Source organism: Frankia torreyi (assembly GCF_000948395.1).
Classification (GTDB): Bacteria; Actinomycetota; Actinomycetes; order Frankiales; family Frankiaceae; genus Frankia; species Frankia torreyi.
Genome location: NZ_JYFN01000016.1, coordinates 30,607 through 54,694, shown reverse-complemented (window position 1 = coordinate 54,694; position 24,088 = coordinate 30,607). Strand labels below are relative to the sequence as shown.

At 71.8% G+C, this 24,088-nt stretch carries 23 protein-coding genes and 2 pseudogenes; 13 read left to right on the top strand and 12 right to left on the bottom strand.

Going from position 1 to position 24,088, the window contains the following annotated elements:
• Positions 1–40: 40 nt before the first annotated feature.
• From FF36_RS12375 to FF36_RS12365, 4 genes and pseudogenes are all read left to right on the top strand, one after another.
• Complete coding sequence (locus tag FF36_RS12375) at positions 41–1,042, top strand: ABC transporter permease (RefSeq protein WP_044885188.1); 1,002 nt, start codon at positions 41–43, stop codon at positions 1,040–1,042.
• On the top strand, positions 1,039–2,127 hold the full coding sequence (locus FF36_RS12370) for an ABC transporter ATP-binding protein (protein WP_044885187.1): 1,089 nt from the start codon (positions 1,039–1,041) through the stop codon (positions 2,125–2,127). The genes FF36_RS12375 and FF36_RS12370 overlap by 4 nt, the downstream gene beginning before the upstream one ends.
• Positions 2,124–2,587: pseudogene (locus FF36_RS37795) on the top strand (ATP-binding cassette domain-containing protein); the annotation flags it as partial. The gene FF36_RS12370 and the pseudogene FF36_RS37795, both read left to right, overlap by 4 nt.
• Positions 2,588–2,603: 16 nt before the next feature.
• A complete protein-coding gene (locus FF36_RS12365) occupies positions 2,604–3,260 on the top strand; it encodes an oligopeptide/dipeptide ABC transporter ATP-binding protein (protein WP_339325605.1) in 657 nt (218 codons plus the stop codon).
• A gap of 102 nt (positions 3,261–3,362) precedes the next feature.
• Here FF36_RS12365 and FF36_RS12360 read toward each other — a convergent pair whose 3' ends face one another.
• Together FF36_RS12360 and FF36_RS12355 are read right to left on the bottom strand one after the other, a co-directional pair.
• Positions 3,363–4,130, bottom strand: a complete 768-nt coding sequence (locus FF36_RS12360; RefSeq protein WP_242422455.1) for a class I SAM-dependent methyltransferase — start codon at positions 4,128–4,130, stop codon at positions 3,363–3,365.
• Between the two features lie 92 nt (positions 4,131–4,222).
• A complete protein-coding gene (locus FF36_RS12355; protein WP_242418301.1) occupies positions 4,223–5,014 on the bottom strand; it encodes a class I SAM-dependent DNA methyltransferase in 792 nt (263 codons plus the stop codon).
• A 261-nt stretch (positions 5,015–5,275) separates the two neighbouring features.
• On the opposite strand from FF36_RS12355, the gene FF36_RS12350 reads away from it, so the two are divergent.
• Together FF36_RS12350 and FF36_RS12345 are read left to right on the top strand one after the other, a co-directional pair.
• Entirely contained in the window at positions 5,276–6,433 is a 1,158-nt protein-coding gene (locus tag FF36_RS12350) for an enoyl-CoA hydratase/isomerase family protein (RefSeq protein ID WP_242418300.1), read from the top strand.
• Between the two features lie 189 nt (positions 6,434–6,622).
• A complete protein-coding gene (locus FF36_RS12345) occupies positions 6,623–7,444 on the top strand; it encodes an alpha/beta fold hydrolase (RefSeq protein ID WP_044885237.1) in 822 nt (273 codons plus the stop codon).
• A 78-nt stretch (positions 7,445–7,522) separates the two neighbouring features.
• On the opposite strand, the gene cobF is transcribed toward FF36_RS12345, so the two are convergent.
• The 4 genes from cobF to def all read right to left on the bottom strand — a co-directional run bounded on the left by cobF (position 7,523) and on the right by def (position 12,063).
• A complete protein-coding gene (gene cobF, locus FF36_RS12340) occupies positions 7,523–8,449 on the bottom strand; it encodes a precorrin-6A synthase (deacetylating) (RefSeq protein WP_242418298.1) in 927 nt (308 codons plus the stop codon).
• A gap of 19 nt (positions 8,450–8,468) precedes the next feature.
• Positions 8,469–10,214, bottom strand: a complete 1,746-nt coding sequence (locus tag FF36_RS12335; RefSeq protein ID WP_242422453.1) for an FAD-binding oxidoreductase — start codon at positions 10,212–10,214, stop codon at positions 8,469–8,471.
• A gap of 64 nt (positions 10,215–10,278) precedes the next feature.
• Complete coding sequence (locus FF36_RS12330) at positions 10,279–11,250, bottom strand: LLM class F420-dependent oxidoreductase (RefSeq protein ID WP_052681070.1); 972 nt, start codon at positions 11,248–11,250, stop codon at positions 10,279–10,281.
• Between the two features lie 234 nt (positions 11,251–11,484).
• Positions 11,485–12,063, bottom strand: coding sequence for a peptide deformylase (gene def, locus FF36_RS12325; RefSeq protein ID WP_044885184.1), 579 nt, complete (start codon positions 12,061–12,063; stop codon positions 11,485–11,487).
• Positions 12,064–12,189: 126 nt separating this feature from the next.
• Here def and FF36_RS12320 point away from each other — a divergent pair, with 126 nt between their 5' ends.
• The 5 genes from FF36_RS12320 to FF36_RS12300 all read left to right on the top strand — a co-directional run bounded on the left by FF36_RS12320 (position 12,190) and on the right by FF36_RS12300 (position 16,279).
• Complete coding sequence (locus tag FF36_RS12320) at positions 12,190–12,795, top strand: Fur family transcriptional regulator (protein ID WP_236706120.1); 606 nt, start codon at positions 12,190–12,192, stop codon at positions 12,793–12,795.
• A gap of 195 nt (positions 12,796–12,990) precedes the next feature.
• Positions 12,991–14,061, top strand: a complete 1,071-nt coding sequence (gene tsaD / locus FF36_RS12315) for a tRNA (adenosine(37)-N6)-threonylcarbamoyltransferase complex transferase subunit TsaD (RefSeq protein ID WP_044885183.1) — start codon at positions 12,991–12,993, stop codon at positions 14,059–14,061.
• Between the two features lie 54 nt (positions 14,062–14,115).
• The gene (ureG, locus tag FF36_RS12310; RefSeq protein WP_044885182.1) at positions 14,116–14,829 is read left to right on the top strand and encodes an urease accessory protein UreG; all 714 of its coding nucleotides are present in this window, start codon (positions 14,116–14,118) and stop codon (positions 14,827–14,829) included.
• 117 nt (positions 14,830–14,946) lie between these two features.
• On the top strand, positions 14,947–15,603 hold the full coding sequence (locus FF36_RS12305) for a DUF2889 domain-containing protein (RefSeq protein ID WP_044885181.1): 657 nt from the start codon (positions 14,947–14,949) through the stop codon (positions 15,601–15,603).
• A 244-nt stretch (positions 15,604–15,847) separates the two neighbouring features.
• Entirely contained in the window at positions 15,848–16,279 is a 432-nt protein-coding gene (locus FF36_RS12300; RefSeq protein ID WP_052681069.1) for a peptidoglycan-binding domain-containing protein, read from the top strand.
• 127 nt (positions 16,280–16,406) lie between these two features.
• Here FF36_RS12300 and FF36_RS12295 read toward each other — a convergent pair whose 3' ends face one another.
• A complete protein-coding gene (locus tag FF36_RS12295; protein ID WP_242418296.1) occupies positions 16,407–17,171 on the bottom strand; it encodes a TetR/AcrR family transcriptional regulator in 765 nt (254 codons plus the stop codon).
• A gap of 123 nt (positions 17,172–17,294) precedes the next feature.
• On the opposite strand from FF36_RS12295, the gene FF36_RS12290 reads away from it, so the two are divergent.
• Positions 17,295–18,443: an acyl-CoA dehydrogenase family protein gene (locus FF36_RS12290; protein WP_044885180.1), complete on the top strand. Its 1,149-nt coding sequence runs from the start codon at positions 17,295–17,297 to the stop codon at positions 18,441–18,443.
• 317 nt (positions 18,444–18,760) lie between these two features.
• Here FF36_RS12290 and FF36_RS37790 read toward each other — a convergent pair whose 3' ends face one another.
• The gene (locus FF36_RS37790) at positions 18,761–19,093 is read right to left on the bottom strand and encodes a site-specific integrase (RefSeq protein ID WP_052681067.1); all 333 of its coding nucleotides are present in this window, start codon (positions 19,091–19,093) and stop codon (positions 18,761–18,763) included.
• 226 nt (positions 19,094–19,319) lie between these two features.
• Between FF36_RS37790 and FF36_RS34140 the strand changes: the two are divergent.
• Positions 19,320–19,493 (top strand): annotated as a pseudogene (locus FF36_RS34140) (IS1380 family transposase); the annotation flags it as partial.
• 348 nt (positions 19,494–19,841) lie between these two features.
• Here the strand turns inward: FF36_RS34140 and FF36_RS34135 are convergent.
• The 4 genes from FF36_RS34135 to FF36_RS37785 form a co-directional block, all read right to left on the bottom strand.
• The gene (locus FF36_RS34135; RefSeq protein WP_128423298.1) at positions 19,842–20,549 is read right to left on the bottom strand and encodes a hypothetical protein; all 708 of its coding nucleotides are present in this window, start codon (positions 20,547–20,549) and stop codon (positions 19,842–19,844) included.
• 385 nt (positions 20,550–20,934) lie between these two features.
• Positions 20,935–21,870: a hypothetical protein gene (locus FF36_RS12275; protein ID WP_044885179.1), complete on the bottom strand. Its 936-nt coding sequence runs from the start codon at positions 21,868–21,870 to the stop codon at positions 20,935–20,937.
• Between the two features lie 13 nt (positions 21,871–21,883).
• Complete coding sequence (locus FF36_RS12270) at positions 21,884–22,315, bottom strand: hypothetical protein (protein ID WP_044885178.1); 432 nt, start codon at positions 22,313–22,315, stop codon at positions 21,884–21,886.
• Between the two features lie 29 nt (positions 22,316–22,344).
• Entirely contained in the window at positions 22,345–23,244 is a 900-nt protein-coding gene (locus tag FF36_RS37785) for a CHAT domain-containing protein (RefSeq protein WP_242422466.1), read from the bottom strand.
• Positions 23,245–24,088 lie beyond the last annotated feature (844 nt).

Genomic DNA, 24,088 nt, shown 5'->3' with positions numbered 1-24,088 from the left:
GCGCGGGCCCGGTCCCGACCCACTGTCCGAGGGAGGTGACGTGGCCAGGTTCATCCTGGGCCGGCTGATCGGCGGCATCGTCATCCTGTGGCTGGTCAGCGTGCTCGCCTTCGTCCTGTTCTTCGTCGTTCCGAAGGCGCTGGGCAACAATCCGGCGGTGCTGTTCGCCGGGCGCAGCCCGGACCCCGCCACCATCGCCGGGGTGACGAGGAAACTCGGCCTCGACCGGTCGTACGTCGACCAGTACTGGGATTTCCTGCGGGGCGTCTTCGTCGGCCGCCACTTCGACTCCGGCTCGGATCGAAGCTGGTGCCCGGCGCCGTGCCTGGGTTATTCCTTCCGCAACGACCAGCCGGTGTGGTCGGAGATCGTCGACGCGCTGCCGGTGACGGCGTCGCTGTCGATCGGCGCGGCCGTGCTGTTCCTCGTCGTCGGCGTGAGCACCGGCGTGATCTCGGCGGTGCGCCGCGGCGGCCTGTTCGACCGGATCGCCGCCGCGGTGTCGCTGGCCGGCGTGTCGCTGCCGGTGTATTTCACCGGGCTGCTGCTGTTGCTGCTCGTCAGCTACAAATGGCACATCATCGACAACGTCCACTACGTGGACTTCACCCACAATCCGGCGTTGTGGGCGTGGAACCTGATCCCGGCGTGGCTCGTGCTGTCGCTGCTTTACACCGCCAACTACCAGCGGCTGACCCGGGCCAGCATGATCGAGACTCTGGGTGAGGACTACGTCCGGACGGCGCGCGCGAAGGGCCTGCGGGAACGCACGGTGATCGGCAAACACGCGCTGCGCCCCGCGCTGACGCCGATCGTCACCATCTTCGGCCTGGATCTGGGGGTGCTGTTCGGCGGCGCGATCCTCACCGAGCACACGTTCGGCTTCCGCGGTCTCGGCGCCATCTCCATCGACGCGGTGAACACCCAGGACCTGCCGGTGACGATGGGGGTGACGCTGTTCGCGGCGTTCTTCATCATCCTGGCCAACGTCCTGGTCGACGTCACCTACGCGTTCATCGACCCGAGAGTGCGGCCGTCATGACCGACACCACGTCCACCACCGAAGCCCCGACCCCCGCCACGGCGCCGGCGCCGGCGCCGAGCGGCACGCCGTTTCTGGAGGTGCGCGACCTCACGGTCAGCTTCCGCACGGACGACGGCGTCGTGCACGCCGTGGACAGGCTGAGCTTCTCCGTCGAACGCGGCCGCACGCTCGGCATCGTCGGCGAGTCCGGCTCCGGCAAGAGCGTCACCAGCCTGGCGATCATGGGCCTGCACCGGCGCGGCCGGCGGGTCAGCATCGCCGGGGAGATCCGCCTCGACGGCGAGGATCTCGTCACCGCGCCGGCCGAACGGGTCCGCGGGCTGCGCGGCCGGCGGATGGCAATGATCTTCCAGGATCCACTGTCGTCGATGCACCCGCAGTTCACCGTCGGCGACCAGATCGTCGAGGCCTACCGGGTGCACAACCGGGTGAGCAAGGCGGCGGCCCGCCGGCGCGCCACCGAGCTGCTCGACCTCGTCGGCATCCCCGAACCCGCCCGGCGCCTCGACGACTACCCGCACCAGTTCTCCGGCGGCATGCGACAGCGGGCCATGATTGCCATGGCGGTGTCCTGCAACCCGGAGCTGCTCATCGCCGACGAGCCGACGACCGCCCTCGACGTCACCGTCCAGGCGCAGATCCTCGACCTGATGCGCGAGCTCCAGAAGGAGTTCAACTCGGCGATCGTCATCATCACCCACGAGCTCGGCGTGGTCGCCGAGATCAGCCACGACATCCTGGTGATGTACGCCGGGCAGGCGATGGAGTACGGCGGAGTCGAGGAGGTCTTCGCCCACGCCGAACACCCCTACACCTGGGGCCTGCTGCAGTCGATCACCAGGCTCGACCGCCAGCTCGAGACCACGCTGCGCACCATCCCGGGCAGCCCGCCGAGCCTGATCAACGTGCCGCCGGGCTGCCCGTTCCATCCCCGCTGTACCTACCGCGAGCTCGCCGGGCCCGCGACGAGCACGACGCGCCCGCCCCTGGCCGAGACCTCCCCCGGCCACCGGGTCGCCTGCCACCTGCCGGTCGCGGAACGCCGGCGCCTGCTGCGCGAGGAGGTGCTTCCCACGCTATGAACGACCACCTGACGAAGGACTCGCCGTCCCCGCCGGCCGGTGAGGGCGCGGTGCCAGCCCAGCCCGCCCACGCACCGGCATCCGGCGCTGGACCGGCGGCGACCGCCGAGGCCAGCGCACCGCGGAGCCGTTCGACCGGCGGGGGCGACGAGCTGGTGCGCGTCACCGACCTGACCAAGCTGTTCCCGGTGCGCCGCGGCACGCTGGTGCGCCGCGGCGCGGGCGCGGTCCGCGCCGTCGACGGGGTGGGCTTCGCCATCGACCGCGGCACGACGCTCGGCCTGGTCGGCGAGTCCGGCAGCGGCAAGTCGACGACCGGTCGGCTCATCTCCCGGCTGCTCGAACCGACGTCCGGCTCGGTCGTCTTCGACGGCCGGGACATCAGCCACCTGTCCACGCGCGAGCTGCGCCCGTTGCGTCGCGACATCCAGATGATCTTCCAGGATCCGTACTCGTCGCTNANCCCCCGCCACACCATCGGTGCGATCGTCGCCGCGCCCCTGCGCATCCAGAAGCAGGTGCCCCGCGGCGGCATCCGCGCCCGGGTCCGGGAACTGCTCGAACTCGTCGGCCTCAACCCGGAGCACTACAACCGTTACCCCAACGAGTTCTCCGGCGGCCAACGCCAGCGCATCGGCATCGCCCGGGCGCTGGCCACCCGCCCCAAGCTCATCATCGCCGACGAGCCGGTGTCCGCCCTCGACGTGTCCATCCGCGCGCAGATCATCAACCTGCTCGACGGCCTGCGCGCCGAGTTCGGCCTGACCTACCTGTTCATCGCCCACGACCTGTCGATGGTGCGCCACATCAGCGACCGCGTCGCCGTCATGTACCTCGGGCAGATCATCGAACTCGCCGAGCGCACCGACCTGTTCTCCGGCGCGCTGCACCCCTACACGCACGCGCTGCTGTCCGCGGTGCCGATCCCCGACCCCACCAGCCACCGCCGCCGCGAACGCATCCGCCTGCGCGACGAGGTGCCCAGCCCGCTGAACCCGCCGGCGGCCTGCCGCTTCCACCCGCGCTGCTGGAAGGCCCAGGAGATCTGCCGCACCGAGACCCCACCCCTGCTCGCACGCGCCCCCGGCCACCAGGTCGCCTGCCACTTCCCCGAAAAACGCGACGTCGTCTGACCCCTGCGGCGCGCCCTCAACCCCGATGATCATGGTGTTCCGCGGCGCCGCGGTTCCGCGGAACCGCGCCACGCCCGGGCTCCGGCTCCGGGCGGAACCGCATCATGCGTCCGGGTGGCCGGGCTTGGTGGCTCGCAGCGAGTACATGAGCGGCAGACGGTGACGACCCTCGGGCGGGCGGAAGCCGTCCGGGCCGCGGACGAGGGACTCGAACTGCGCGAACAGGGCTCTGTCGTGTTCGTGCAGGAACTCGATCCGCAGACCGGCGGCGGCGATCGCCGAGACCACGCTGCCGAGCCGGTGCTCGTACTGCACGGTGGTGTTCTGCGTCGTGGCGGCGAGGCGGTCGGCGTAGCTGCCGGTGTCGGTCGAGACGAATGGCCCCTCGGCGAAGTAGTCGTAGGCCACCGTGGTGCCGGTGGCCTCGTCCAGGGTGTGGGCGAACGGATGGGATTCGGCCAGGTAGAGGAACCCACCGGGCGCGAGCAGGCGTGCCACGACCCGGGCCCACCGGTGCAGATCCGCCAGCCAGGGCAGGGCGCCGACGCCCGTGTAGACGACGTCGAAGGTTTCGCCGTCCAGCGCCTCGACCGCGTCGTACACGTCGGCCACGACGAACCGGGCATCCACCCCGATCTCGACGGCGAGCGCCCGCGCCGCCTCGACCGCGGGCGCGGAGAAGTCCAGGCCGACCACGGCGGCCCCCCTCCCCGCCCACGACAGGGAGTCCAACCCGATATGACACTGCAGGTGCACCAGCCGCTTCCCGGACACCTCGCCGACCTCGGCCACCTCGAAGGCCCGAAGCACGTCGGGACGCCGTCTGAACCCCGCCACGTCGTAGAACGCACCGTTCAGGTGAAGTGGCACCCGCTCGTCCCAGTGCGCCCGGTTCAACGCCGGCCCGTCCACGCCAGATTGATGCGAGGTCCCCGGCCGGGGCGCGGCCCCCGGTTGATGTGTCACTGCGGCCTGCGCCAGACGGAGATGTGGGACGTGCTGGTCGCCGTGAAGGGCTCGCCGTTCCAACCCGCCCATCGCTCGGCGAGTTCCAGGCCGGCGAGTCGGCCCATCAGATCCAGCTCGCTCGGCCAGGCGTACCGGATGTCGACCGGATAGGTGCCCACACCGCCCGACCCAAGGACGATGTGGTGACTGCGCACCCGCTGGGAGACCGGGTCGTGCAGCGAGACGTTCAGGTGCGTCGTCTCCCCGTCCAGACGGTCCGCCTGCACGCGCTGACCTCGGTCGTACCGGACGACGTCCGGGACGAACGCCTCCATGACGAACACGCCGCCCGGCCGCAGCGCGGCCGCCACGTTCGCGAAGCAGCGCACCTGCGCATCCTGGTCGGCCAGCGCGAAGAAGGTGTTGAACACGACATACACCAGCCCGAACGGTCCGCCCGGGGCGTCGACCTCGGCGAAGTCGCCGACCACGACCTCGATCTCGGACCCGCCGGGCTTGCCCCGCAGCCGGGCGACCATCCGCGGGGAGGCGTCGATGCCGACGACGGCCGTCCCGCGGGCCGCAAACGGCAAGGCGAGGCGCCCCGTTCCGACGCCGAGTTCCAGCGCGGGCCCGGCGCCGACCCGCGTCCGCAGGAAGTCGACCGCCACGGCCACCTCGGGCTGCCTGTCCGGCGCGGAATACCACTCGTCATATACGTCGGCGATGTGTTCGCCGTAGGCCGCCGGGTCAAGGTCGGTGCTGCCGAGAGGAGCTATGGCCGTCAGATTGGCACGCCACCACAACCCGTCGCATCCCATTTATCGCGGCAACGAAACGATCATCTGATCGTCGCCGGAACCTGGGCCACGATGTCGGATGACCTTGGTCGGGCTCGGTGGCCGCTGGGGGCGATCCCTACCGCGTGCGGCCCTGGGCCGGCAGGATGAACCGCAATCACCGACGTTGCCCGACCGACGTTCCCCGACGCAATGCTCTCCGACCCCATGCTCTCCGACTCAGTGCTCTCCGACTCAGTGCTCTCCGACTCGAAGGATGGCGAATCCATGTCTCCGCACGCGGCCGATGCCCCGTACCGCACCGGTTCGGCACCCGGGACGGCACCGGAGCCGGAGGTGCTGGTGCGGCGGGAGGGCCAGGGCGGGCGGCTCGGGCGGCTCACCCTGAACCGGCCGCGGTCGATCAACGCGCTCACCGGGACCATGGTCGGCCTGCTGGACGCGGCGCTGCGGGACTGGGCGGACGACCCGACGGTCGCTGCCGTCGTCATCGACGGTGCGGGCGAGCGCGGGCTGTGCGCCGGCGGGGACATCCGGGCGATCCGCGCGGCGGTGCTCGCCGGGACACCCGAGCGGGCGCTGGCGTTCTGGGCCGACGAGTACCGGCTCAACGCCCGCATCGGCAGGTTTCCCAAGCCGTACATCGCGATCATGGATGGGATCGTCATGGGCGGCGGCATCGGCGTCTCGGCGCACGGTGGGGTCCGCATCGTCACCGAGCGGTCGGTGCTGAGCATGCCCGAGGTCGGCATCGGCTTCATTCCCGACGTCGGCGGCACCTGGCTGTTGTCCCACGCCCCCGGTGAACTCGGCACGCATCTCGCGCTCACCGCGGCCCGCATCGGCGCCGCCGACGCGATCACCGCCGGCCTGGCCGACCACTACCTGCCCGCCGACCGCATCCCCGAGCTGCTCGACGCGCTGCGCCACGCCGCCGACCCGGCCGCCGCGCTCGCCGCCTTCGACTTCGCCGCCCACACCCCGCCGCCCGGGCACCTCACCACCGACCGCGCGTGGATCGACGAGCTCTACCGCAGCGACAAGGTCACCGAGATCGTCGCGGCGCTCGCGGCGAGCCCCATGCCGGCGGCGGCTGCCGACGCGGCGGAGATCGGCAGCAAGTGTCCGACGTCGCTGACCGTCACGCTGCGCGCACTGCGGGCCGCCCGGTCGATGACGAGCCTCGAGGCGGCGCTCGACCAGGAGTACCGGTTGGCCCGGGCGACCCTCACGACGGCGGACCTCGTCGAGGGCATCCGGGCGGCGGTCGTCGACAAGGACCGCAACCCTCGATGGTCACCGGCCAGCCTCGACGAGGTCGACCCGGCCGAGATCGACCGTTTCTTCGCCCCCGTCGATGACGAGCTCAGCCTCGCCGCCGCCCAGCCCGACACCGCCGCCCAGTCCCCCGTGCCCGCCCGCTGACCCGGCGGCGGCGGCCGGCCGGTCGGCCGAACGGACGGCCACGGTGCGATGCGATCGTGGCGCCGGCGCACCGCGTCGCCATACCGGCCTGATCGGCTACGCAGCGTCTACTGTCAGCCCCGGCGAGACCGCGCCCGGCCGCGCCCTGGCGGACGCCACAGCAGACCTGCCGACGGGAGGATGATCACCGTGCCCACGATCACCACAAGGGACGGCGCCGAGATCTTCTACAAGGACTGGGGCTCCGGCCAGCCGGTCGTGTTCAGCCACGGTTGGCCGCTGACCGCCGATGTCTGGGACAACCAGCTCAAGCTCGTCGCCGACCACGGGTACCGCGGAATCGCCCACGATCGCCGTGGCGGCGGACGGTCCAGCCAGACCTGGGACGGCAACGACATGGACACCTACGCCGACGACCTCGCCCAGGTGATCGAGGCCCTCGATCTGGCCGACGCCGTCCTGGTCGGCCACTCCACCGGTGGGGGCGAAGTGGCCCACTATCTGGGTCGGCATGGCTCCGCCCGGGTGGCCAGAGCTGTGCTGCGGGGCGCGGTGACGCCGCACCTGCTCGCCACCGACAGCGATCCGGGGGGCGCGCCGAGGGCGGTTTTCGACGGCCTGCGCGCCGGGTTGACCGCCGATCGGGGGCAGTTCTACCGGGACCTCGGCGAACCGTTCTACGGCAACAACCGCGACGGCGCGACCGTGTCGCAGGGTACCCGGGACGCCTTCTGGCAGATGTGCATGACGGTCGGGGTCAAGGGTGCCTACGACTGCATCGCCGCGTTCTCCGAGACGGACCTGACCGAGGACCTGAAGAAGATCGACATCCCGGTCCTCCTCTCGCATGGCGACGATGACCAGATCGTGCCGATCGAGGTCTCGTCGTCCCGCTCGGTGAAGCTGCTGCCCAGCGCCACGCTGAAGGTCCACCCCGGTGCTCCGCACGGCCTGACCGGCCGGTTCGAGCAGGACTTCAACCAGGAACTGCTCGACTTCATCGCCAGCTGAGGCATTCTCGCCATCGGATGTGCACGGGATGATGCCGAGGTTCGAGCACGGTCGAACCTTCCGGCCCTTCGGGGGTCATCACCGCCAGGGCGCACGCTGGTCGAGAATGTCGGCGTCGGCGTCGGCGTCAGAGGCGGAGGCGGCGTCGGAGGCGGCGTCGGAGGCGGAGGCGGCGTCGGAGGCGGAGGCGGCGTCGGAGGCGGACGGGCGACGGTCGCCAGGGGTGGGCGGGGCCGCGGGCGGGCGGCGGCGCAGCAGGTAGACGTCCATGATCCAGCCCTTGCGGCGGCGGGCGTCGGCGCGGGTGCGGGCGATGGAGCTGCCGACGTCGGCGACCCGGCCGTGCATGAGCATCTCGTCCGGGGTGCCGAGGTAGGCGCCCCAATAGATATCGAGGTCGGGGTCGTCGAGGGTGCGGAAGGTGGTGTCCGCGTCGAGCATGACGACGACGTCGTCGACCCCGGGTGGGAACCCCTCGGCGAGACGGCGGCCGGTGGTGATCTCGACGGCGCCGCCGACGCGGTTGAGCACCAACCGGTGGCTCGCGGCCAGCGCCTGCACGCTGGTGATCCCGGGGATCACCTCGTAGTCGAACGCCACCCGGCCGCGGGCGGTGACCCGCTCGATGATGCGCAGCGTGCTGTCGTAGAGCGACGGATCACCCCAGACGAGGAACGCGCCGCAGCCGTCGTCGGCCAGCTCGTCGAGGATCATCCGCTCGTACAGCTCGGCACGGCGATCATGCCAGTCCTCGACGGCGGCGGCGTAGGCGGTCGCATCCGCCGGGTTCCGGTCACGGCGTGGGTCGCGGGCCTCGACGACCCGGTAGCCGCCGGCGCCGACGTGCCGGTCCAGAATCTCCCGGCGCAGCCTGACCAGGTCGTCCTTGGCCGGCCCCTTGTCCAGCACGAAGAACACGTCGGCGCGGCCGAGAGCCTTGACCGCCTGGATCGTGAGCTGGTCAGGATCCCCAGCCCCGATCCCGACCACCAGAATCGTGCGCATCCCCACCATCCCTCCGGGACTAGTCCCCCACCGGCCCACCACCCGCACCGGTACCCGGGATGATCTTGCCGGGGTTGAGGTTGTGACCGGGGTCGATGCCGTCGAACAGCGCCGAGAGCAGAGTCACGCCAGCCGGGGAGATGTCGTCGTCGAGCCACGGGGCGTGCTCGACGCCGACCGCGTGGTGGTGCGACAGGGTGCCCGCGAGGTCGAGGAAGCCCTGCTGGATCGCGGACTTCACCGTGTCATAGCCCTCGATCGCCTCGAGGGTCACCGGGGAGGCGTAGGCGAACGTGAAGTACAGGCAGGCGCCGGAATGATACGAGTGCGACAGGTGGCACATGATCCAGCCGTCGACGCCGATCTCCGCGAACGCCTTGTTGGCCCGGGCGACCACGCCGCGGTAGAGCGGACCGAGCTGGGACCAGGAGGCCGACGTCTCCGACACGTCCGCGACCGCGCCCTGCCCGAGCAGGAAGTCGCGGATGTAGGGGGTGTCGAACTTCTTCTGGTCGTAGAGCTGCCCGGGACCGGTGCCGACGCAGATGCCGCCGTGGCGCCCGACGATCTCGCCGACGAGCTTGCGCTGGGCCTTGACGTGCGTCGGCGTCCCCTCGAAGCCGATGAACGACAGGCACATCGCGTCCAGGTCGTAGTTGCGGACCCGGCGCAGGTACTGCTTCAGCCCGGCGGAGACCAGCCCCGAGGCGAGCGAACCCTTCTTGCGGGTCGCGAAGGAGAACCGGGTCTCGTTCGCGTCGGACACCCGGGTGACGGTCGGGCTGGCCTCGCTCTCGGCGATCTCCCGCATGGCCACGAGCGCGTCGTCCCAGGTGGGGAAGAAGTAGCCGAGGATGACGCGCTGCTCGGGCACCCGGTGGACCTGCACCGTCGCCTCGGTGATGATGCCGAGCCGGCCCTCGCTGCCGAGGATCATCTCCCGCACGCTCGGCCCGGTCGACTGGCTGGGCACGGGCCGGGTCGCGAGGACGCCGGCGGGGGTGACGACGCGCACCGCCCGGGTGATCTCGGCGATGTCGCCGTACTTGTCGGACTGCATGCCCGACGAACGGGTGGCGATCCATCCGCCCAGGGTGGAGTGGGAGAAGCTGTCCGGGAAGTGACCCAGCGTCCAGCCCTGGGCGTTGAGCTGTTCCTCCAGGTGCGGACCGAGCGCGCCGGCCTGGATGCGGGCGAGCCGGGCGTCGGCGTCGATCTCCAGGACGCGGTCGAGGCGCCCCAGGTCCACGGAGATCACCGGCCGGGTCTCCGCGCGCGGCGCCTCCAGGCTGCCGGAGATGTTGGAGCCGCCGCCGAACGGGATGACCACCGCGTCGGCGTCGAGCGCCGCGGCGAGCACGGCGCGCGCCGCCTGTTCGCCGTCCGGGTAGACGACGGCGTCAGGCAGCCGGCCGAGGTCGGCGTTGCGGATCCGGACCAGGTCACGCAGGCTCTTGCCGTAGGCGTGCACCACCCGCATGTGCGCGTCGGTGTGGACGTGCTCGGCGCCGACGGCGGCGACGAGCGCCGCGCGCAGCGGCTCCGGCAGCGTCGGCGCGGGGATCGTCAGGTCCGCGAAGGCCGGCGGCTGCGCGGGCGGGCGGGTGATGTCCAGACCGATGTTCGTGCGCACGAACGGCGCCAGGTCGGGCTTGTCGCTGTGACTGAAGGAGACACTCTCCCGGCCCCAACCCCACCACTTCATGTGCTCGACCAACGCTGGCTCCTCGACGACGACGGACGTTCGGACGGATTCGGGACTCACGATGCAACCGGCGGCGGGGCTGGCCGCGGGGACGGCGGGACCGCGGCGGTGCCCGGCGGGCGGGTCAGGTGCCCGCGAGCCGCGCGACGACGGGTGCCAGCGCGGTCAGCGAGTCAAGGGCGACGCCGATGGTGCTGATCCCGAACCGCTCCCGGCGTTCGACGAGATCGTCGACGATCTGGTCGACCGAGCCGCACAGCGCGTGCGGGGTGGCGTAGGCCTGCTCGGTGGTCAGCCCGAAGCCGGCGGCGAGCTGCTCGACGATCTCGCCGCGGTTGTCGGTGACGATCGCCAGGTGGATGCGCACCTGCAGGGTGAGCTCGTCCCACCGGGCGCCGGCCGCCTCGCGGATCCAGCCGACCTTCTCCTCGGTGGCGGCCGTCGTCGCGTTCGGGCCGAGGGAGGCGTCGATGACCCCGCCGACCATGTTCATGTTCAGCCCGATGATGTCGGCCTCCCGTGCGGCCAGGGTCAGCAGCCGCCGCCCGCCGCCGCCGATGACGATCGGCGGGTGGGGGCGCTGCACCGGCTTCGGCGTGCCGCTGAGCCCCGCGACCTGGTAGTGCGTGCCGTGGAAGGTCAGCGGGCCGTCGGCGAACATGCCCTTGATGACGGCGAGGGATTCGGCGAGGCGGCTGATCCGCACCCCCGGCGGGTCCAGCGGCAGGCCGGCGCGCTCGTAGTCCGACGTCATCCAGCCGGCGCCGAGGCCGAGTTCGAACCGGCCCCCGGACAGCGCGTCGAGGGTGGCCGCCTCCTTCGCGAGCACGACCGGATGCCGGTAGTCGTTGCTGAACACCATCGCGCCGATGCGCAACGTGGTCGTGGCGTCCGCCGCCGCCATCAGCGCCGCGATCGGAGCGACCTGCTCGTCGAGGTGGTCGGAGACGGTCAGCGTCGCGTACCCCAGGTCCTCGACCTGCCGGGCGAGGTCCGCCCACGACCGGGCGTCGACCTGCGCAGGCGAGGAACACTGAATGTTGAACCGGAACGGCCGTTTGTACGGCCCGCCGGAGAACTCCGCCACCGCTGCCACTCCTCACTCCACCGACATCGTCACGTCGCCGACACCGTCAATGCACCGGCGTGCTCCCGGGCGGCATATTCTCCCGGACGGCGTTCTCGCGATTCTCGTGGGCGGGAGGATGCCAAGATAGCCCGCCCCGCATCGCCATGCCGCCGTCACCGCCCGCACGAGGTCACCTGCCCGCACGAGGTCACCAGGCCGCACGAGGTCACCAGGCCGTCCCCGTCACCAGGCCGTCCCCGTCTACTGGTCCGCGCGGCGCAGGGCGCGTAGCTCCTCGCCGGCCGCGCGCACCTGCTCCGGGCTCGGCGGTGGCTCGCGCAACGCCTGCACGGCCGCCTTGCGGTCCTCGCCGGTCAGCCGGTCGAGGTAGAGGGTGCCGTCGAGATGGTCGACCTCGTGCTGGAAGCAGCGGGCCAGCAGGCCCTCGCCGGCGTACTCCACGGCCGCACCCGTGACATCCACCCCGCGGACGCTCGCCCGCAGGGCCCGCGTCGTCGGGAAGTGCAGGCCCGGCACGGACAGGCAGCCCTCCTGGCCGTGCTGCCGCTCGCCGTCGGCGCCCAGTTCCAGCACCGGGTTGACCACGACGCGGGGCACGCGGGGCACCGTGACGTCGCGCGGGTCGTAGCCGACGTCGAAGACGAACAGCCGCAGGCCGACGCCGATCTGCGGGGCGGCCAACCCCACACCGGGCGCGTCGTACATGGTGTCGATCATGTCGTCGACGAGCCGCGCCAGGGCGGCGTCGAACGTCGTCACGAGCGCCGTCGGGGTGCGCAGCACAGGGTCGCCGACGGTACGGATGGGGAGCACGGCCATGGCGGACACTGTGTCATAAGCCGGCCCACCGCCGGGAGCCCACCGCCGGACGCCGGTCAGACGCCGGTCACCTGCCCGCAACAATGACCGCCGGGCCGCGTGGCGACCGGATCGGGACGGGCAGGGATGATCGGTACAGTCGGCGGGGTCATCGCCCGGGAGCACCGCCGGCCGGCCGATCGTTGTCCGGAGGTGGACGTCATGCGGGACCGCCGGCCCGTCGGCACCGCCGCGGCGCCGGCCGCCGCCGCGCACGAGGCGGGCCCCGGCCGCCCTGACCTCGCCGCGGCCGGGATCGCCGAGCTGCGGGCGCTCGGCGAGCGGGTCACCCCGGCGCGCCGGGCGGTGCTGCGGGTCCTCGCCGGGACCAGCGAACACCTCTCCGTCGACGATGTCCTCGCCCGCGCCGACGAGATCGTCCCGGGGCTGCACCGCACCACCGTCTACCGGGCGGTGGAGACTCTCGGCGAGCTCGGCCTGGTCACCCACGTGCATCCCGACCACGGGCCCGCCGTCTACCATCTCGCCTCGTCCCTGACCGGCAGCGGCCACCTGCACGTGCGCTGCCGCCGCTGCGGGGAGATCAGCGACGTACCCGCCGATCTGCTCGACGGCGTCGCCGATCGGCTCGCCCGCCAGCTCGGGTTCCGCCTGCAGCCCGACCACGCCGCGCTCACCGGCCTGTGCCGGACCTGCGCCGCCGCGGCCGATCCGCCGGGCCACCCACGCTGACCTGGGCCGACTCGCTATCCGAGGCTCGGCGTAATCTCACACCACAGGGCAGTTCGCCCTGTCGGACGCTGAACCACTGTTCAGACACAGCCATGCTGTCGGACACAGTCGCACTGGCGTACGGATGTGCTCTGTCGTACCGACCAGCGCGGGTAGGGACGGTGGCGGTCCGCCGTCCGAGGGAGGCCACGAACGATGCCGGTGCAGCCCAGCCCGGTGGTGATGGGCATCGAGACGTCCTGCGACGAGACCGGCGTCGCGCTCGTCCGCGACGGCGTCCTGCTCGGCGAGGCCCTGTCGACGAGTATGGACCAGCACGCCCGCTACGGCGGTGTGGTGCCGGAGATCGCGGCGCGGGCCCACGTGCAGGCGCTGGTCCCGTGCGTGCGCGCGGCGCTGGCGTCGGCCGGGTTGACCGCCGCCGACATCGGTGCCGTGGCGGTTACCGCGGGCCCCGGCCTCGCCACGGCGCTGCACGTCGGGGTGTCCGCGGCGAAGGCCTACGCCACCGCCCTCGACGTGCCGCTCTACGGGGTGCACCACCTCGCCGGCCACCTCGCCGCGGACCTCGTCGACGGCGAGCCGCTGCCCGACCCGCTCATCGCGCTGATCGTCTCCGGCGGACACACGTCGCTGCTGCGCGTCGGTGACCTGGCCCGGGACCCGATCGTCCATCTCGGCGACACCCTCGACGACGCCGCCGGCGAATGCTTCGACAAGGTCGCCCGGGTCCTCGGCCTGCCCTACCCGGGTGGGCCGGCGGTCGACCGCGAGGCGGTCGGCAACGACCCGGCGGCGCTGGCGTTCCCACGCCCCCTGACCGGCCGCACCGACGCGCCCTACACCTTCTCCTTCTCCGGGCTGAAGACGGCCGTCGCCCGCTGGGTGGAGGCCCATCCCGACTCCGCCGTCCCCGCCGGGGACGTGATCGCGTCGTTCCAGGAGGCGGTGGTCGACGTGCTCACCGCCAAGGCGATCCGCGCCTGCCGCGACCACGAGATCGGTGACCTGCTCATCGTCGGCGGGGTCGCGGCGAACAGCCGGCTGCGGGCCCTGGCTGCGCAGCGGTGCGAGGCGGCCGGCCTGCGGCTGCGGATCCCGGCCCGCAAGCGCTGCACCGACAACGGGGTGATGATCGCCGCTCTCGGGGACCTGCTGGTCCGCTCGGGGGCCGCGCCGTCCCGGCCGGACCTCGCGGCGATGCCCGGCGCCTTCCTCGACCAGGCCCAGCTCGGCGTGGCGCACCCGGCGCAACACGCCGCCTGACGCCCACCGCCCACCGCCCGGCCCCGACCGCACCCACCTGAGAGGCCTCCGACGATGCATCTCGGTCACGACGAACTGCATCCGCCGCACGCGCACGGCGGTGGCGGGGGGCCGGTGCCGCTCGGGCGGGCGCCGCGGATCGGCGTCGGCGGCCCGGTGGGCAGCGGCAAGACCGCACTCGTCGCCGCGCTGTGCCGTTCCCTCGCGCCAAGCCTGCGTCTCGGCGTCGTCACCAACGACATCTACACGACCGAGGACGCCGACTTCCTGCGCCGCGCCGGGGTGCTGGACCCGCAGCGGATCCGCGCGGTGGAGACCGGCTGCTGCCCGCACACGGCGATCCGCGACGACATCACCGCCAACCTGGACACGGTTGAGGATCTGGAGGCCGACACCGGCCCCCTCGACCTCGTCCTCGTCGAGTCCGGCGGCGACAACCTCACCGCGACGTTCAGTTACGGACTGATCGACCGGCAGATCTTCGTCGTCGACGTGGCCGGCGGCGACAAGGTGCCGCGCAAGGGCGGCCCCGGGGTCACCCTCAGCGACCTGCTGGTCATCAACAAGACGGATCTCGCGCCCATGGTCGGCGCGGATCTCGGCGTCATGGCCCGCGACGCGGCGGCGGCCCGCGGCCCCCGCCCGGTGCTGTTCACGTCGCTGACCGCCGACCCCGCGGCCAGCGACGTGACAGCCTGGGTGCGGGCCCAGCTCGCCGACCTGTCCCCGCCCGGCCCCCGAGGCGCCGCCCCGGCCGCCGCCGGGTAGGCCGCGTAGTCCGCGTGGGCCGGGCGGGCCGGGTCACCGTGAGCCGGCCTCGGTCCGACCGCCGGACCAGCCCCGGGGCCGCGCGCCGGCCGCCGGGCGAGCGCGAGGGGAGTCGCGATGCCAGCAGCCGTGCCGCCGGTGCACCGCAGGACGATCGAGATCGAGGTCCACCAGGCCGACGACCTGCTGATCGCCCAGGCGAGGCTGCGCGACACCCGGCCCTGGCATCCGGACCCGGCCCGGGTGCTGCTGCACGACATGCAGCTCGCCCTGCACGTGCGGACGGCGGACCTGACGATCGTCGCCGTCGAGTCGGGGATGAACGCCTTCCCGCACACCGAGTGCCCGCTGATCAGGCCGAGCTTCGACCGCCTCGTCGGGCTGTCGGTGCGCCGCGGGTTCACCCGCGCGCTGCGGGAGACCGTGTCCGGCGTCCACGGCTGTTCCCATCTGCACGAGCTTGCCCGCGCCGCCGGCCCCGCCATCATCCAGGCGACGTTGAGCGCCGCCGATGCCCGCCGCCGCGGCCTCACCCCCGGCGCCGAACCCCCGGACGCGCCCGCGTCGGCGGACGCCCAGACGGCGGACGCCCAGACGGGAGACCGGGCCGGAGGCTCGGGTCCCGTGGTGAGCGGGCGGCAGGCCGCGGCCCTCACCGGAACCTGCCACATCTGGGCGCCCGACGGTATCGCCACGCGGAAACTCGCCGCCGGCTGGCGCCCGGGCTTCGACCCCTATCCCGCGCCGCCGCTGACCGCGTACGAGCCGACCTGAACCAACCCGCCCGCCCGCTTCGCTTCAGCCGGCCGGCCGGCCGGCAAGAAATCGTTGCCGTGCGAACGAGAATGTCGCGGCATTCCCGCGCGTCCGAGGCGGCCACAAGAAAGGAGAAGTACGGACTAATTCCCGCGTGTCGCGAGCACGACGAAATGCGGCGGAAATCTGGTTTCGAGCGCAGGCTTGGCAGTGTTCCAAACCATCCATCCGCCTTCACTCACGCGACACGGGAGATCTCCTCATGGCACTTGTCTGGCCCCTTCAGAAGTCCGGTGACGCCGGACTCACCGTGCAGCTCGTGCAGTATCTTCTCGGCGCGCACGACCTGCGCGTCCCGGTTGACGGCGCCTTCGGACCGCGGACCGCGGCCGCCGTGCGCGATTTCCAGACCCGGCATGGGCTGACGCCCGACGGGCAGGTCGGCCAGCGCACCTGGCCGGTGCTGATCGTGCCGGTGCGCTCCGGTTCGCGCGGCCAGGCCGTCCACGCCGTGCAGGACGCCTCCCACACGCTCGACCCCCACTACCAGCCGAAGCTGGCGCTGGACGGCGAGTTCGGGCCGCGCACCGCCGCCTGGGTGCGGCACTACCAGGGAGTGGTCCACGCTCTCGTCGACGGCGAGGTCGGCCCCACCACCTGGAACCACCTGGCCAAGGGGGACCGGGCAAGCTGACCGCGCCCGCTCACCCGCTCACCCGCTCACCCGGAGCCGACCGGCCCCGCCCCCGCCCCCGCGACCGCGGTCCGCGAGGGCGGGGCCGGCCCGGCTTCTCATCCGGTGCCAGAGCGTCCCGCCCAGCTCAGCCGCCTGTCCGCAGACGATCGTCGGCGGGCACCGAGCGCGGGTCGGCGGGCGCCGAGCGCGCAGGACGTGTCGGTGCCTGTTCGGCGGTCTCGGGCGCGGTGAGCGCCGGGACCGACCTGATCTGCTGCCCGCTTGCCGCATCGCCGTCCCGGCGGGCCAGACCGTGCAGCAGCAGGCCGGCGAGCTGGGCGTACGCGTCGGCGTCGACAAGGCCCGTCTCACGTTCGATGGTGCCCTGCTGGATGCCGACCATCGCGAGCGTGGCGACCTGTCCGACGAACCGCGCGTCGACCTCCCGGAAGACGCCGACGGCCACCCCCTCGGCGACCAGGGTGCGCAGCTTCGCCGCGGCGATGCTGGTGTTGCGCTCGTAGATGGCGCGGGCGGGCGGGAACGCGGCAAGGTCGGCGCGGAAGGCCGCGGAGGCGGGGCGCAGCTCGGCGGCGACCCCGTCGAGGTAGCGACGCAGCCGATCGGCCGGGTCGGGCGCACTGCGCAGGCTGTCGTCGATCCGTTCGGCGGCGCTGCGGAAGAAGTGCACAACGACGGCGACCGCGAGCTGTTCCTTGCTGTGGGCGAGGGTGTAGAGCGTCGACTTCGAGCACCGCAGCCGGCCGGCGAGGTCCGCGAGGGTGAACCGGGCGAACCCCTCCGCGAGGAAGATCCCGACGAGCGCGTCGAACAGGGTCGACTGGCGGCTGGTCCTCGGTCCACCGGCCGTCGCGGCCGACCAGGTGTCGACGTCCCAGTTCACCGTCATGATCGATCAATCTACCTCAGCACTGGACAGTACCTAGGTACTCCGTGCGGTACTGTCGTTTCCAGTCGCACGGTGAGCCCCGGGCGACTCCCGGTCCCTCGGTGCGATCCCTGGAGGCACGTCATGCCGGCCGACCGCCTACTCCCCTCCCCCGAGGCCGGCGAGCTGATCGACCTCGTCCGCACGATCGGCGAGAAGGAGATCGAGCCGCGCGTCGTCGACGACGAGGCGCAGGCCCGTTTCCCCCGCGAGGTCTTCCACGTCCTGGGCGACGCCGGCCTGCTCGCGCTGCCCTACCCGGAGGAGTTCGGCGGCGGCGGCCAGCCCTACGAGGTCTACCTGCAGGTGCTGGAGGAGATCGCCTACCGGTCGGCGTCGGTCGCCGTCGGGGTGAGCGTGCACAGCCTGAGCTGCTTCCCGCTGGCCTACCACGGCACCGACGACCAGCGCGCCGCCCTGCTGCCCCGGCTGCTGTCGGGCCGGCTCCTCGGCGCCTACTGCCTGTCCGAGCCGCACGCCGGCTCCGACCCGGCCGCGATGACGACGGCCGCCCGCCCCGACCCCGACGGCGGCTACCGGCTGTCCGGGACGAAGGCCTGGGTGACGCACGGCGGCGCCGCCGACTTCTACACCGTGTTCGCCCGCACCTCGGCGGACCGCTCCGGGGGCATCTCCTGCTTCCTCGTCGACGCCGGCACCGCCGGCATGGACGTCCACCCGCCCGAGCGCAAGATGGGCCTGACGGCCTCCCCGACGACGCAGATCGGCTTCGACGAGGCCCCCGTGCCCGCCGACCGGCTCATCGGCACGGAGGGCAACGGCCTGCGGATCGCCCTGTCGGCCCTGGACGCCGGCCGGCTCGGCATCGCCGCCGCCGCGGTCGGCCTGGCGCAGCGCGCCCTCGACGACGCGGTCGCCTACGCCAAGGAGCGCCAGGCGTTCGGCAAGGCGATCATCGACCATCAGGGCCTCGGCTTCCTGCTCGCCGACATGGCCGCAGCCGTCGAGTCGGCCCGGGCGACGACCCTGGCCGCCGCCCGCCGCCGCGACGCCGGCCTGCCCGCCGGCAAGGCCGCGAGCATCGCCAAGCTCGTCGCCACCGACGCCGTCATGAAGGTCACCGAGGACGCCGTCCAGGTCTTCGGCGGCGCCGGCTACACCAAGGACTACCCCGTCGAGCGCTACATGCGCGAAGCCAAAATCATGCAAATCTTTGAAGGAACCAACCAGATTCAGCGCATGGTGATCAGCCGCCACCTCGCCCGCTCCTGATCAGAGCCCATTGCCGCTGGTCAGAGCTCCAATTCGGGTGCGGGTACGTCGTTGGCCGAGTGCGGGCTGGTGTCCGGCTGCAGCCGGCCCGGTCCGGTCGTGTCCGGCTCGCCGTGGCCTATTCGTGGACCAGACCGTGGCGGCCGCGCGGCCGGGACCACGTCGGCCGTCCCGGCCTCGGCGGCCAGCGCCGCGTCGATCCGCCGCCGAGCGGCCTCGTCCCCACCGGCGATGCACCTCGCGTAGACAAGCAGGCACACCCGCACGGAGTGGCCCGCCCGCTCCGCAACCTGGGTGACCGGGACGCCGGCGTTCAGTCAGCCCGACACCGCGGCATGCCGCAGGTCGTACGGCCGTCGCGCCAGCGGTGACGCCTGCTTGGCAGGCGTGAGCGCGATCTCGCGGGCCTGCCGCCACCTGGCGATGTACCGGATCGCCTTCACCGGCCCGTCCTGTCCCGACCGGAACAGTCTGCCGTCGGCGGTAACGCCGAACGTGTCGATATGGCGGCGCAGGATCGCGACCAGCGGCGGGTTCAACGGCACCTGACGCACCTCCCCCTTCGCCCGGTGCTTGAGTTCGCGCGCCTGCCGCGGCCCGTCCGGAGCATCGGACCAGCGGGGCGAAATCTCGGGATTGTTGGCGTCCACAAGCGCCTCACCCCAGCCGGACGCCGGCAGCGTCAGCTGGTTGAGACGCAGTTCCTGGAGTTCGCCGGGTCGGAGCGCGGCATGGTAGATCGTGGCGTAGAAGGCCTCAAGATCCGGGGCTTTCTCCGCGGCGGCCTTCAGTCGAGACCCGCGAGCGGATTGGCGTCCAGGTCACCACGCGCCACCGCAGATTTCACTGCCATCTCGAAGATCTGTCGGCGGCACCACTGCCGCGCTCGGCCAGCTGCCCAGACGGCTGCGCCGGTCCCGTGCGGTGCTCGTCCGCGCGGACTCGGGAAGTGGCACCCACGCCTTCGTCGAGTGGCTGCACCGGCGCCGGGTGGGCTATTCGGTCGGGTTCACCTTGCCCGACAACGCCGGCGAGCCGATCGCCCGCCTTCTGCCACCGGCTGTTCTCACTCGCCGGCTGGCTCGCCCGCCACGCCCGCTACGCCCTCCAGACCGTGCTGCACCTCGCCGCCCACCACCCCTGGGCGCCACTCGCCGTCCAGGCGATCAACACACTGCGCCCTGCCCGCCCCCGGATAACCCGAAGCCACCGACCTCCCACCCCGCAGACCAGGAGAAATGCCGTTCCGGGCGTGGACCGGACGTCTGCCCCGCGCGGCAACGGGGCACCCGCCACGGCCGCACCCGGCCTGACCGGCAAAACTCGGCATCAACAAGGGTGGGAGGTCAGCCCACGATCACGCCTGATCGAAGCGTGAAGGATCTGGGATGGCCCTTTTTAGTTCTCCAATGTGTTCAGCACGATCTCGCCCGATCCAAGATCAATGGCGCGGACCAGCGCCGAACTTGTGTCCGGGTAGACGTGGATTTGGTGGGAAAAAGTCCCCGTCGAACCACTTGCCACATTTTGCGGATCGCCTGCCGCGCCACCGGTGGAAGTTTTGAACTGGTAGTCGATCTGGACGGGCTGGTTGGGTTCGAAGCCCGACCCGTCCACTTCGACGTAACTCCCTACCCAGTGAAGTTTCGTTGACGGGTTCGGAAATGGACGATGCGGAAGAACGAACAGGAATCCCTGAGCGTGGTGCGCGTCCCCGGCGGGGCAGCGACCCTTCTTCGCCGGGTCACCGTTGAAGAACAGGCCGAAGCACTTGTCACAGAAGCGCCACCCCGGCTGCCCGACCGTGTCCGGCACATCGTGCGGCAGAACGAACAGGAACCCCTGAGCACGGTGCGCGTCCCCGGCGGGGCAGCGACCCTTGTTCACCGGGTCACCGTTGAAGAACAGGCCGAAGCACTTGTCACAGAAGCGCCACCCCGGCTGCCCGACCGTGTCCGGCACATCGTGTGGCAGGTAGAAGACGAACCCCTGGGCGTGGTGAGCGTCCCCCGCGGGGCAGTGACCCTTCCGCTTCGGGTCCGGATCACCGTTGAAGAAGATACCAAAACACTTGTCGCAAAAACGCCAGGCCGGCTGACCATCCATGCTGTACGTCCCCCTTGTCATCACGACGGAGAATATTGGTCTGACGTGACATCGCCCACCGGACGACCCACTCTGCCGCGTACGACGGGGAGTGAATGCGGACGGCCACACGCGCGCCCTCTCCACCAGGCGCTGCAGGATTGCGGATGCGACAGAAGGCGCCCCCACAGATCAAGACATTACCAGAAGTCCGTATTGGCGGTCGGCGAATCCAGGAAATATCCGTGGGCTCCCAAGGTAGGAGTCGTGCCATTCCGGACGCCGGGATTCGACAGTGCCGTACCGAACAGGCGGACGAGGAGCGCACGCACGATCGAGGACTCCACAGGAAAGTTTCTGAGGCGGGCTGGAAAGTCCCGTCTCGGAGTGCGGAAACCGGGGCCGGTCAGGGAGGCGGGGTGAAGGTGGGGGTGGGGCGGTCGGAGCCGCGCAGTAGGTAGGCGGTGAGGGCCTGACCGGCGGCCTTCTCGTCGGCTGGGGTGGCGGGGAGGGGCCAGCGGAGCTGGCTGTAGAGGGCGGTGCGGTGGGTGTCGTAGGCGGTTTCGATGAGGTCGCCGAAGGTGTGGGCGCGAGCGGGGATGACGGTGGTGACGGTGAGGGTGGTGACGGCGAGGCCGAGGGGGATCGCGAGCCAGGTGAGCGGGGTGAAGGCGCAGAACAGCAGTCCCCACAGGGCGGTGGTGGTGGCGGTGTCGAGGGTGGCGCGGGCGGCGAGGAGGTCGGCGCGCAGGGTGTCGGGGAGGGCGGGCCACAGCCGCGGCCAGCAGATGATGGTGTCGAGGCCGTACTTGTCGGCCGGGCGGCGTTCGGCGGCGCGCAGGATGTTCCCGATCGGGGTGGGCAGGTAGTAGGCGGGGGCGCCGGGAGTGGGGCGGCGTCGGAGGCGTTGTTCCAGGCGGGTGTACGCGGCGAGTTGCCGGCTGGTCGGGACTGCCGGGGGGCGCACGGCGGCGTAGGCGGCCTGCCAGGCGGTCTGGTCGTCGGCGGCGCGGCGTGCGGCGCGGGCGGCGAGGCGGTGGCGCAGCGGATCGGCGAACGGGGGCCAGTAACCCTCGAGCAGGCGCAGGGCGGGGGTGGCGGCCTGGTTCACGATCACCGCGGACGCGGCGATGGTGAGCAGGCAGGTGGTGATGGTGAGGATCTGGACGGTGGGGGTCTGCCGGTCGAGCCAGGCGGTGTGGCTGGTCAGGGTGTGCAGGCCGCCGTTGTGGTGGGTCCAGGCGGCGAGTCCGGCGAGCCAGAAGATGAGTGCGGGAGCGGCGAGGGCGGCCCAGCGGTCGGCGAGTTTCCCGCCGATGGCCTTCCAGAACTCGTCGAGCACGCCGTTGGCCCTGTCAGCCGGGAATCAGGGCGACGGCATGGTCGGGGCAGTGGCGAACGGTGTCGCCGACCGAGGGCCGATGCCATGCGTAGTCGCAGTCGGGATCCGGGCAGATGAAGCGGTCGGCGTCGACGACTCCGGAATCCCCGGCGAGCGCCACTCCTCGGCTGGAGTCGGCGGCCCGCTGGGTTTCCTGGTCGAGGGTGGGCGGTCGATAGTGGGGGGCGTCGGCGAGAACACGGCGCAGGAACGCCCGGGTCTGGGGGCGGTTCCGGAGCAACCGGTCCAGCTCTGCCGCGGCCTGAGTGGGGTCGGGGTGGGTGAGGGCGTCGGCGAGCTGGGTGTCGAGCTGCGCGGCGTGGGCCGGGCCGACGAGCGCGGACAGGCGCGGGCGGATCGCGTGCGTGGCGGCGAGGATTCCCGCCGTGTCGAGCGCATCGGGCATGGCTGGTTCCAAGCGGTAGGGGGGTGGGGTCAGGCACCGGTGTGGAGATGCGAGGCCCAGATGCGTGGGCTGTTGAGGTTGAGCGCGCGAAGGCCGAGGACCGCGTCGTGCAACGCGCGGGCCGGGTTGAGGCGGTCACCGTTGGCGGCGAGGGTGCCGTAGATGTCGTCGGTGAGATCGGCCGCGGCCGTGTCGTCGATGGGCCACAGGGTGGCGATGACGTGACGGTAGCCGGCGAGTTGGAACGCCGACGCCAGGTGGATCGCCTCGTCGGGGAGCAGGTCGCCGGGCCGGCTGGTCTCGCAGGCGGACAGGAACGCCAGTTCCGCGCCGTCGAGGTGCAGCCGGGTCACGTCGAGGACGGTCAGCGGCCGGGTTCGGTGGTCGTGCAGGAACAGCCGGCTGGCCGACGGGTCGGCAAGGTCGGCCATCCCATGGCAGGCGAAATGCGCCCACCGGCAGGCCGGCAGGGCCTCGGTCACCGTGGCGTAGGTCGCCCGCAGGTCGATCAAGGGCCGCACCCGGCCGGGGAAATGCGCTTCAAGGTGGCCGACTTCCTCCTTCGCGCCAGGAAGATCGTTCAGGGAGATGTCTTCCCCCGAGGGATCCAGGGCGGGTGGGGTGTGGGTCATGGCGACCGCGACGATGTGCGGCTCCTGCCGGTGGGGCACAGGCTCGGGCAGGGGGCGGCGGGCGTGGATGAGCGCGCGGACCGTCGGGGTGTAGGAGGAGATAGCACGGTCGAGAACGGTGGCGGGGACGGCGTCGTGGCAGGTGTGATGATGTCCAGCGGCGTGCAACGGCAGGAACGACAGCAGGCCGGAGGTGCACCACCACACCCGCGGCCACTCCTGATCCCGCGGATGACCGGTCAGACCTAGCCGGCCCAGAACGGGGGCTGCGAGTTGGTCCCACAGCCAGCCCAGCACGTCCCCCAACTCCTCCTCCCCAGCGGGGGAAGACTCGGTGACGAACGCAGTCACCCGGTCGTCGACGGCTTCGGAGGTCAGCCTGGGGAGCGGCAGGGTATGGACCTCGTCGCGAATCAGGATCAAAGCATGGGATCCGTAATCTGACACCGCGACGATCACCACCGGGCCATCGACGGCCGCAGCGTGCAGCTCGCGGATCGACGGGGGGCGCAGGAAGCCCTCGAAGCCGTCCTGCCCGCGGATCTGCTCGATCAGCGCGTCAAACGCCAGCGCCGCCGACCTCCGCCGACCGCCGTCGTCGTAGGCGGCGCTGATGCCGTCCGGTCCCACGGTGGTGAGCGATGGGAAGGTCCGTGTGGGGTCCGCCGAATCCAGTTCGTCGCGGAGGCGGGTGAACGCCTCGGCCAAGCGGGGATACGCCGCGGTGAGGTCGGTCAGGTCGGTGCGGGTATCCAACGCCTGCCCGAGCAGCNCCCCCCGACCCGCCTCGAACAACTCCACCGCCCGCTCCGGCAGCCCGGCCTGGACACAGCACACCGCCGCGTCCGCACCCAGATTCCTCAGAGCGACGAGGAGGTGCTCCTGATCAGAGCGGTCCAGGCTGCGAGGGGCGAGCTGGCCTACGAGCTCGGCTGCGGCGGTGAACCCGGCCACCGCCTCATCCCACCGCTCCCCACCCGCGGCCGCCCGCCCCCAGCCGGCAGCCGCCTGAACCCGTACCCTCGGCGATGCCCCCACCACGCCCGCGGCGGCCCGACCGACGATGATCGCCTCATCCAGATCACCCAGCTCCCCGATCCGCCCAAACCGGGCCTGCAGGGCGCCGCCGAGGTTGGACAGC

Coding starts and splice junctions, on each gene's coding strand:
- FF36_RS12350 (WP_242418300.1), top strand. CDS start 5,276: ATGTCTCCGCACGCGGCCGATGCCCCGTACCGCACCGGTTCGGCACCC.
- cobF (WP_242418298.1), bottom strand. CDS start 8,449: ATGCGCACGATTCTGGTGGTCGGGATCGGGGCTGGGGATCCTGACCAG.
- FF36_RS34135 (WP_128423298.1), bottom strand. CDS start 20,549: ATGGATGGTCAGCCGGCCTGGCGTTTTTGCGACAAGTGTTTTGGTATC.
- FF36_RS12370 (WP_044885187.1), top strand. CDS start 1,039: ATGACCGACACCACGTCCACCACCGAAGCCCCGACCCCCGCCACGGCG.
- ureG (WP_044885182.1), top strand. CDS start 14,116: ATGCATCTCGGTCACGACGAACTGCATCCGCCGCACGCGCACGGCGGT.
- FF36_RS12320 (WP_236706120.1), top strand. CDS start 12,190: ATGATCGGTACAGTCGGCGGGGTCATCGCCCGGGAGCACCGCCGGCCG.
- def (WP_044885184.1), bottom strand. CDS start 12,063: ATGGCCGTGCTCCCCATCCGTACCGTCGGCGACCCTGTGCTGCGCACC.
- FF36_RS12295 (WP_242418296.1), bottom strand. CDS start 17,171: ATGACGGTGAACTGGGACGTCGACACCTGGTCGGCCGCGACGGCCGGT.
- FF36_RS12300 (WP_052681069.1), top strand. CDS start 15,848: ATGGCACTTGTCTGGCCCCTTCAGAAGTCCGGTGACGCCGGACTCACC.
- FF36_RS12305 (WP_044885181.1), top strand. CDS start 14,947: ATGCCAGCAGCCGTGCCGCCGGTGCACCGCAGGACGATCGAGATCGAG.
- FF36_RS12270 (WP_044885178.1), bottom strand. CDS start 22,315: ATGCCCGATGCGCTCGACACGGCGGGAATCCTCGCCGCCACGCACGCG.
- FF36_RS12290 (WP_044885180.1), top strand. CDS start 17,295: ATGCCGGCCGACCGCCTACTCCCCTCCCCCGAGGCCGGCGAGCTGATC.
- tsaD (WP_044885183.1), top strand. CDS start 12,991: ATGCCGGTGCAGCCCAGCCCGGTGGTGATGGGCATCGAGACGTCCTGC.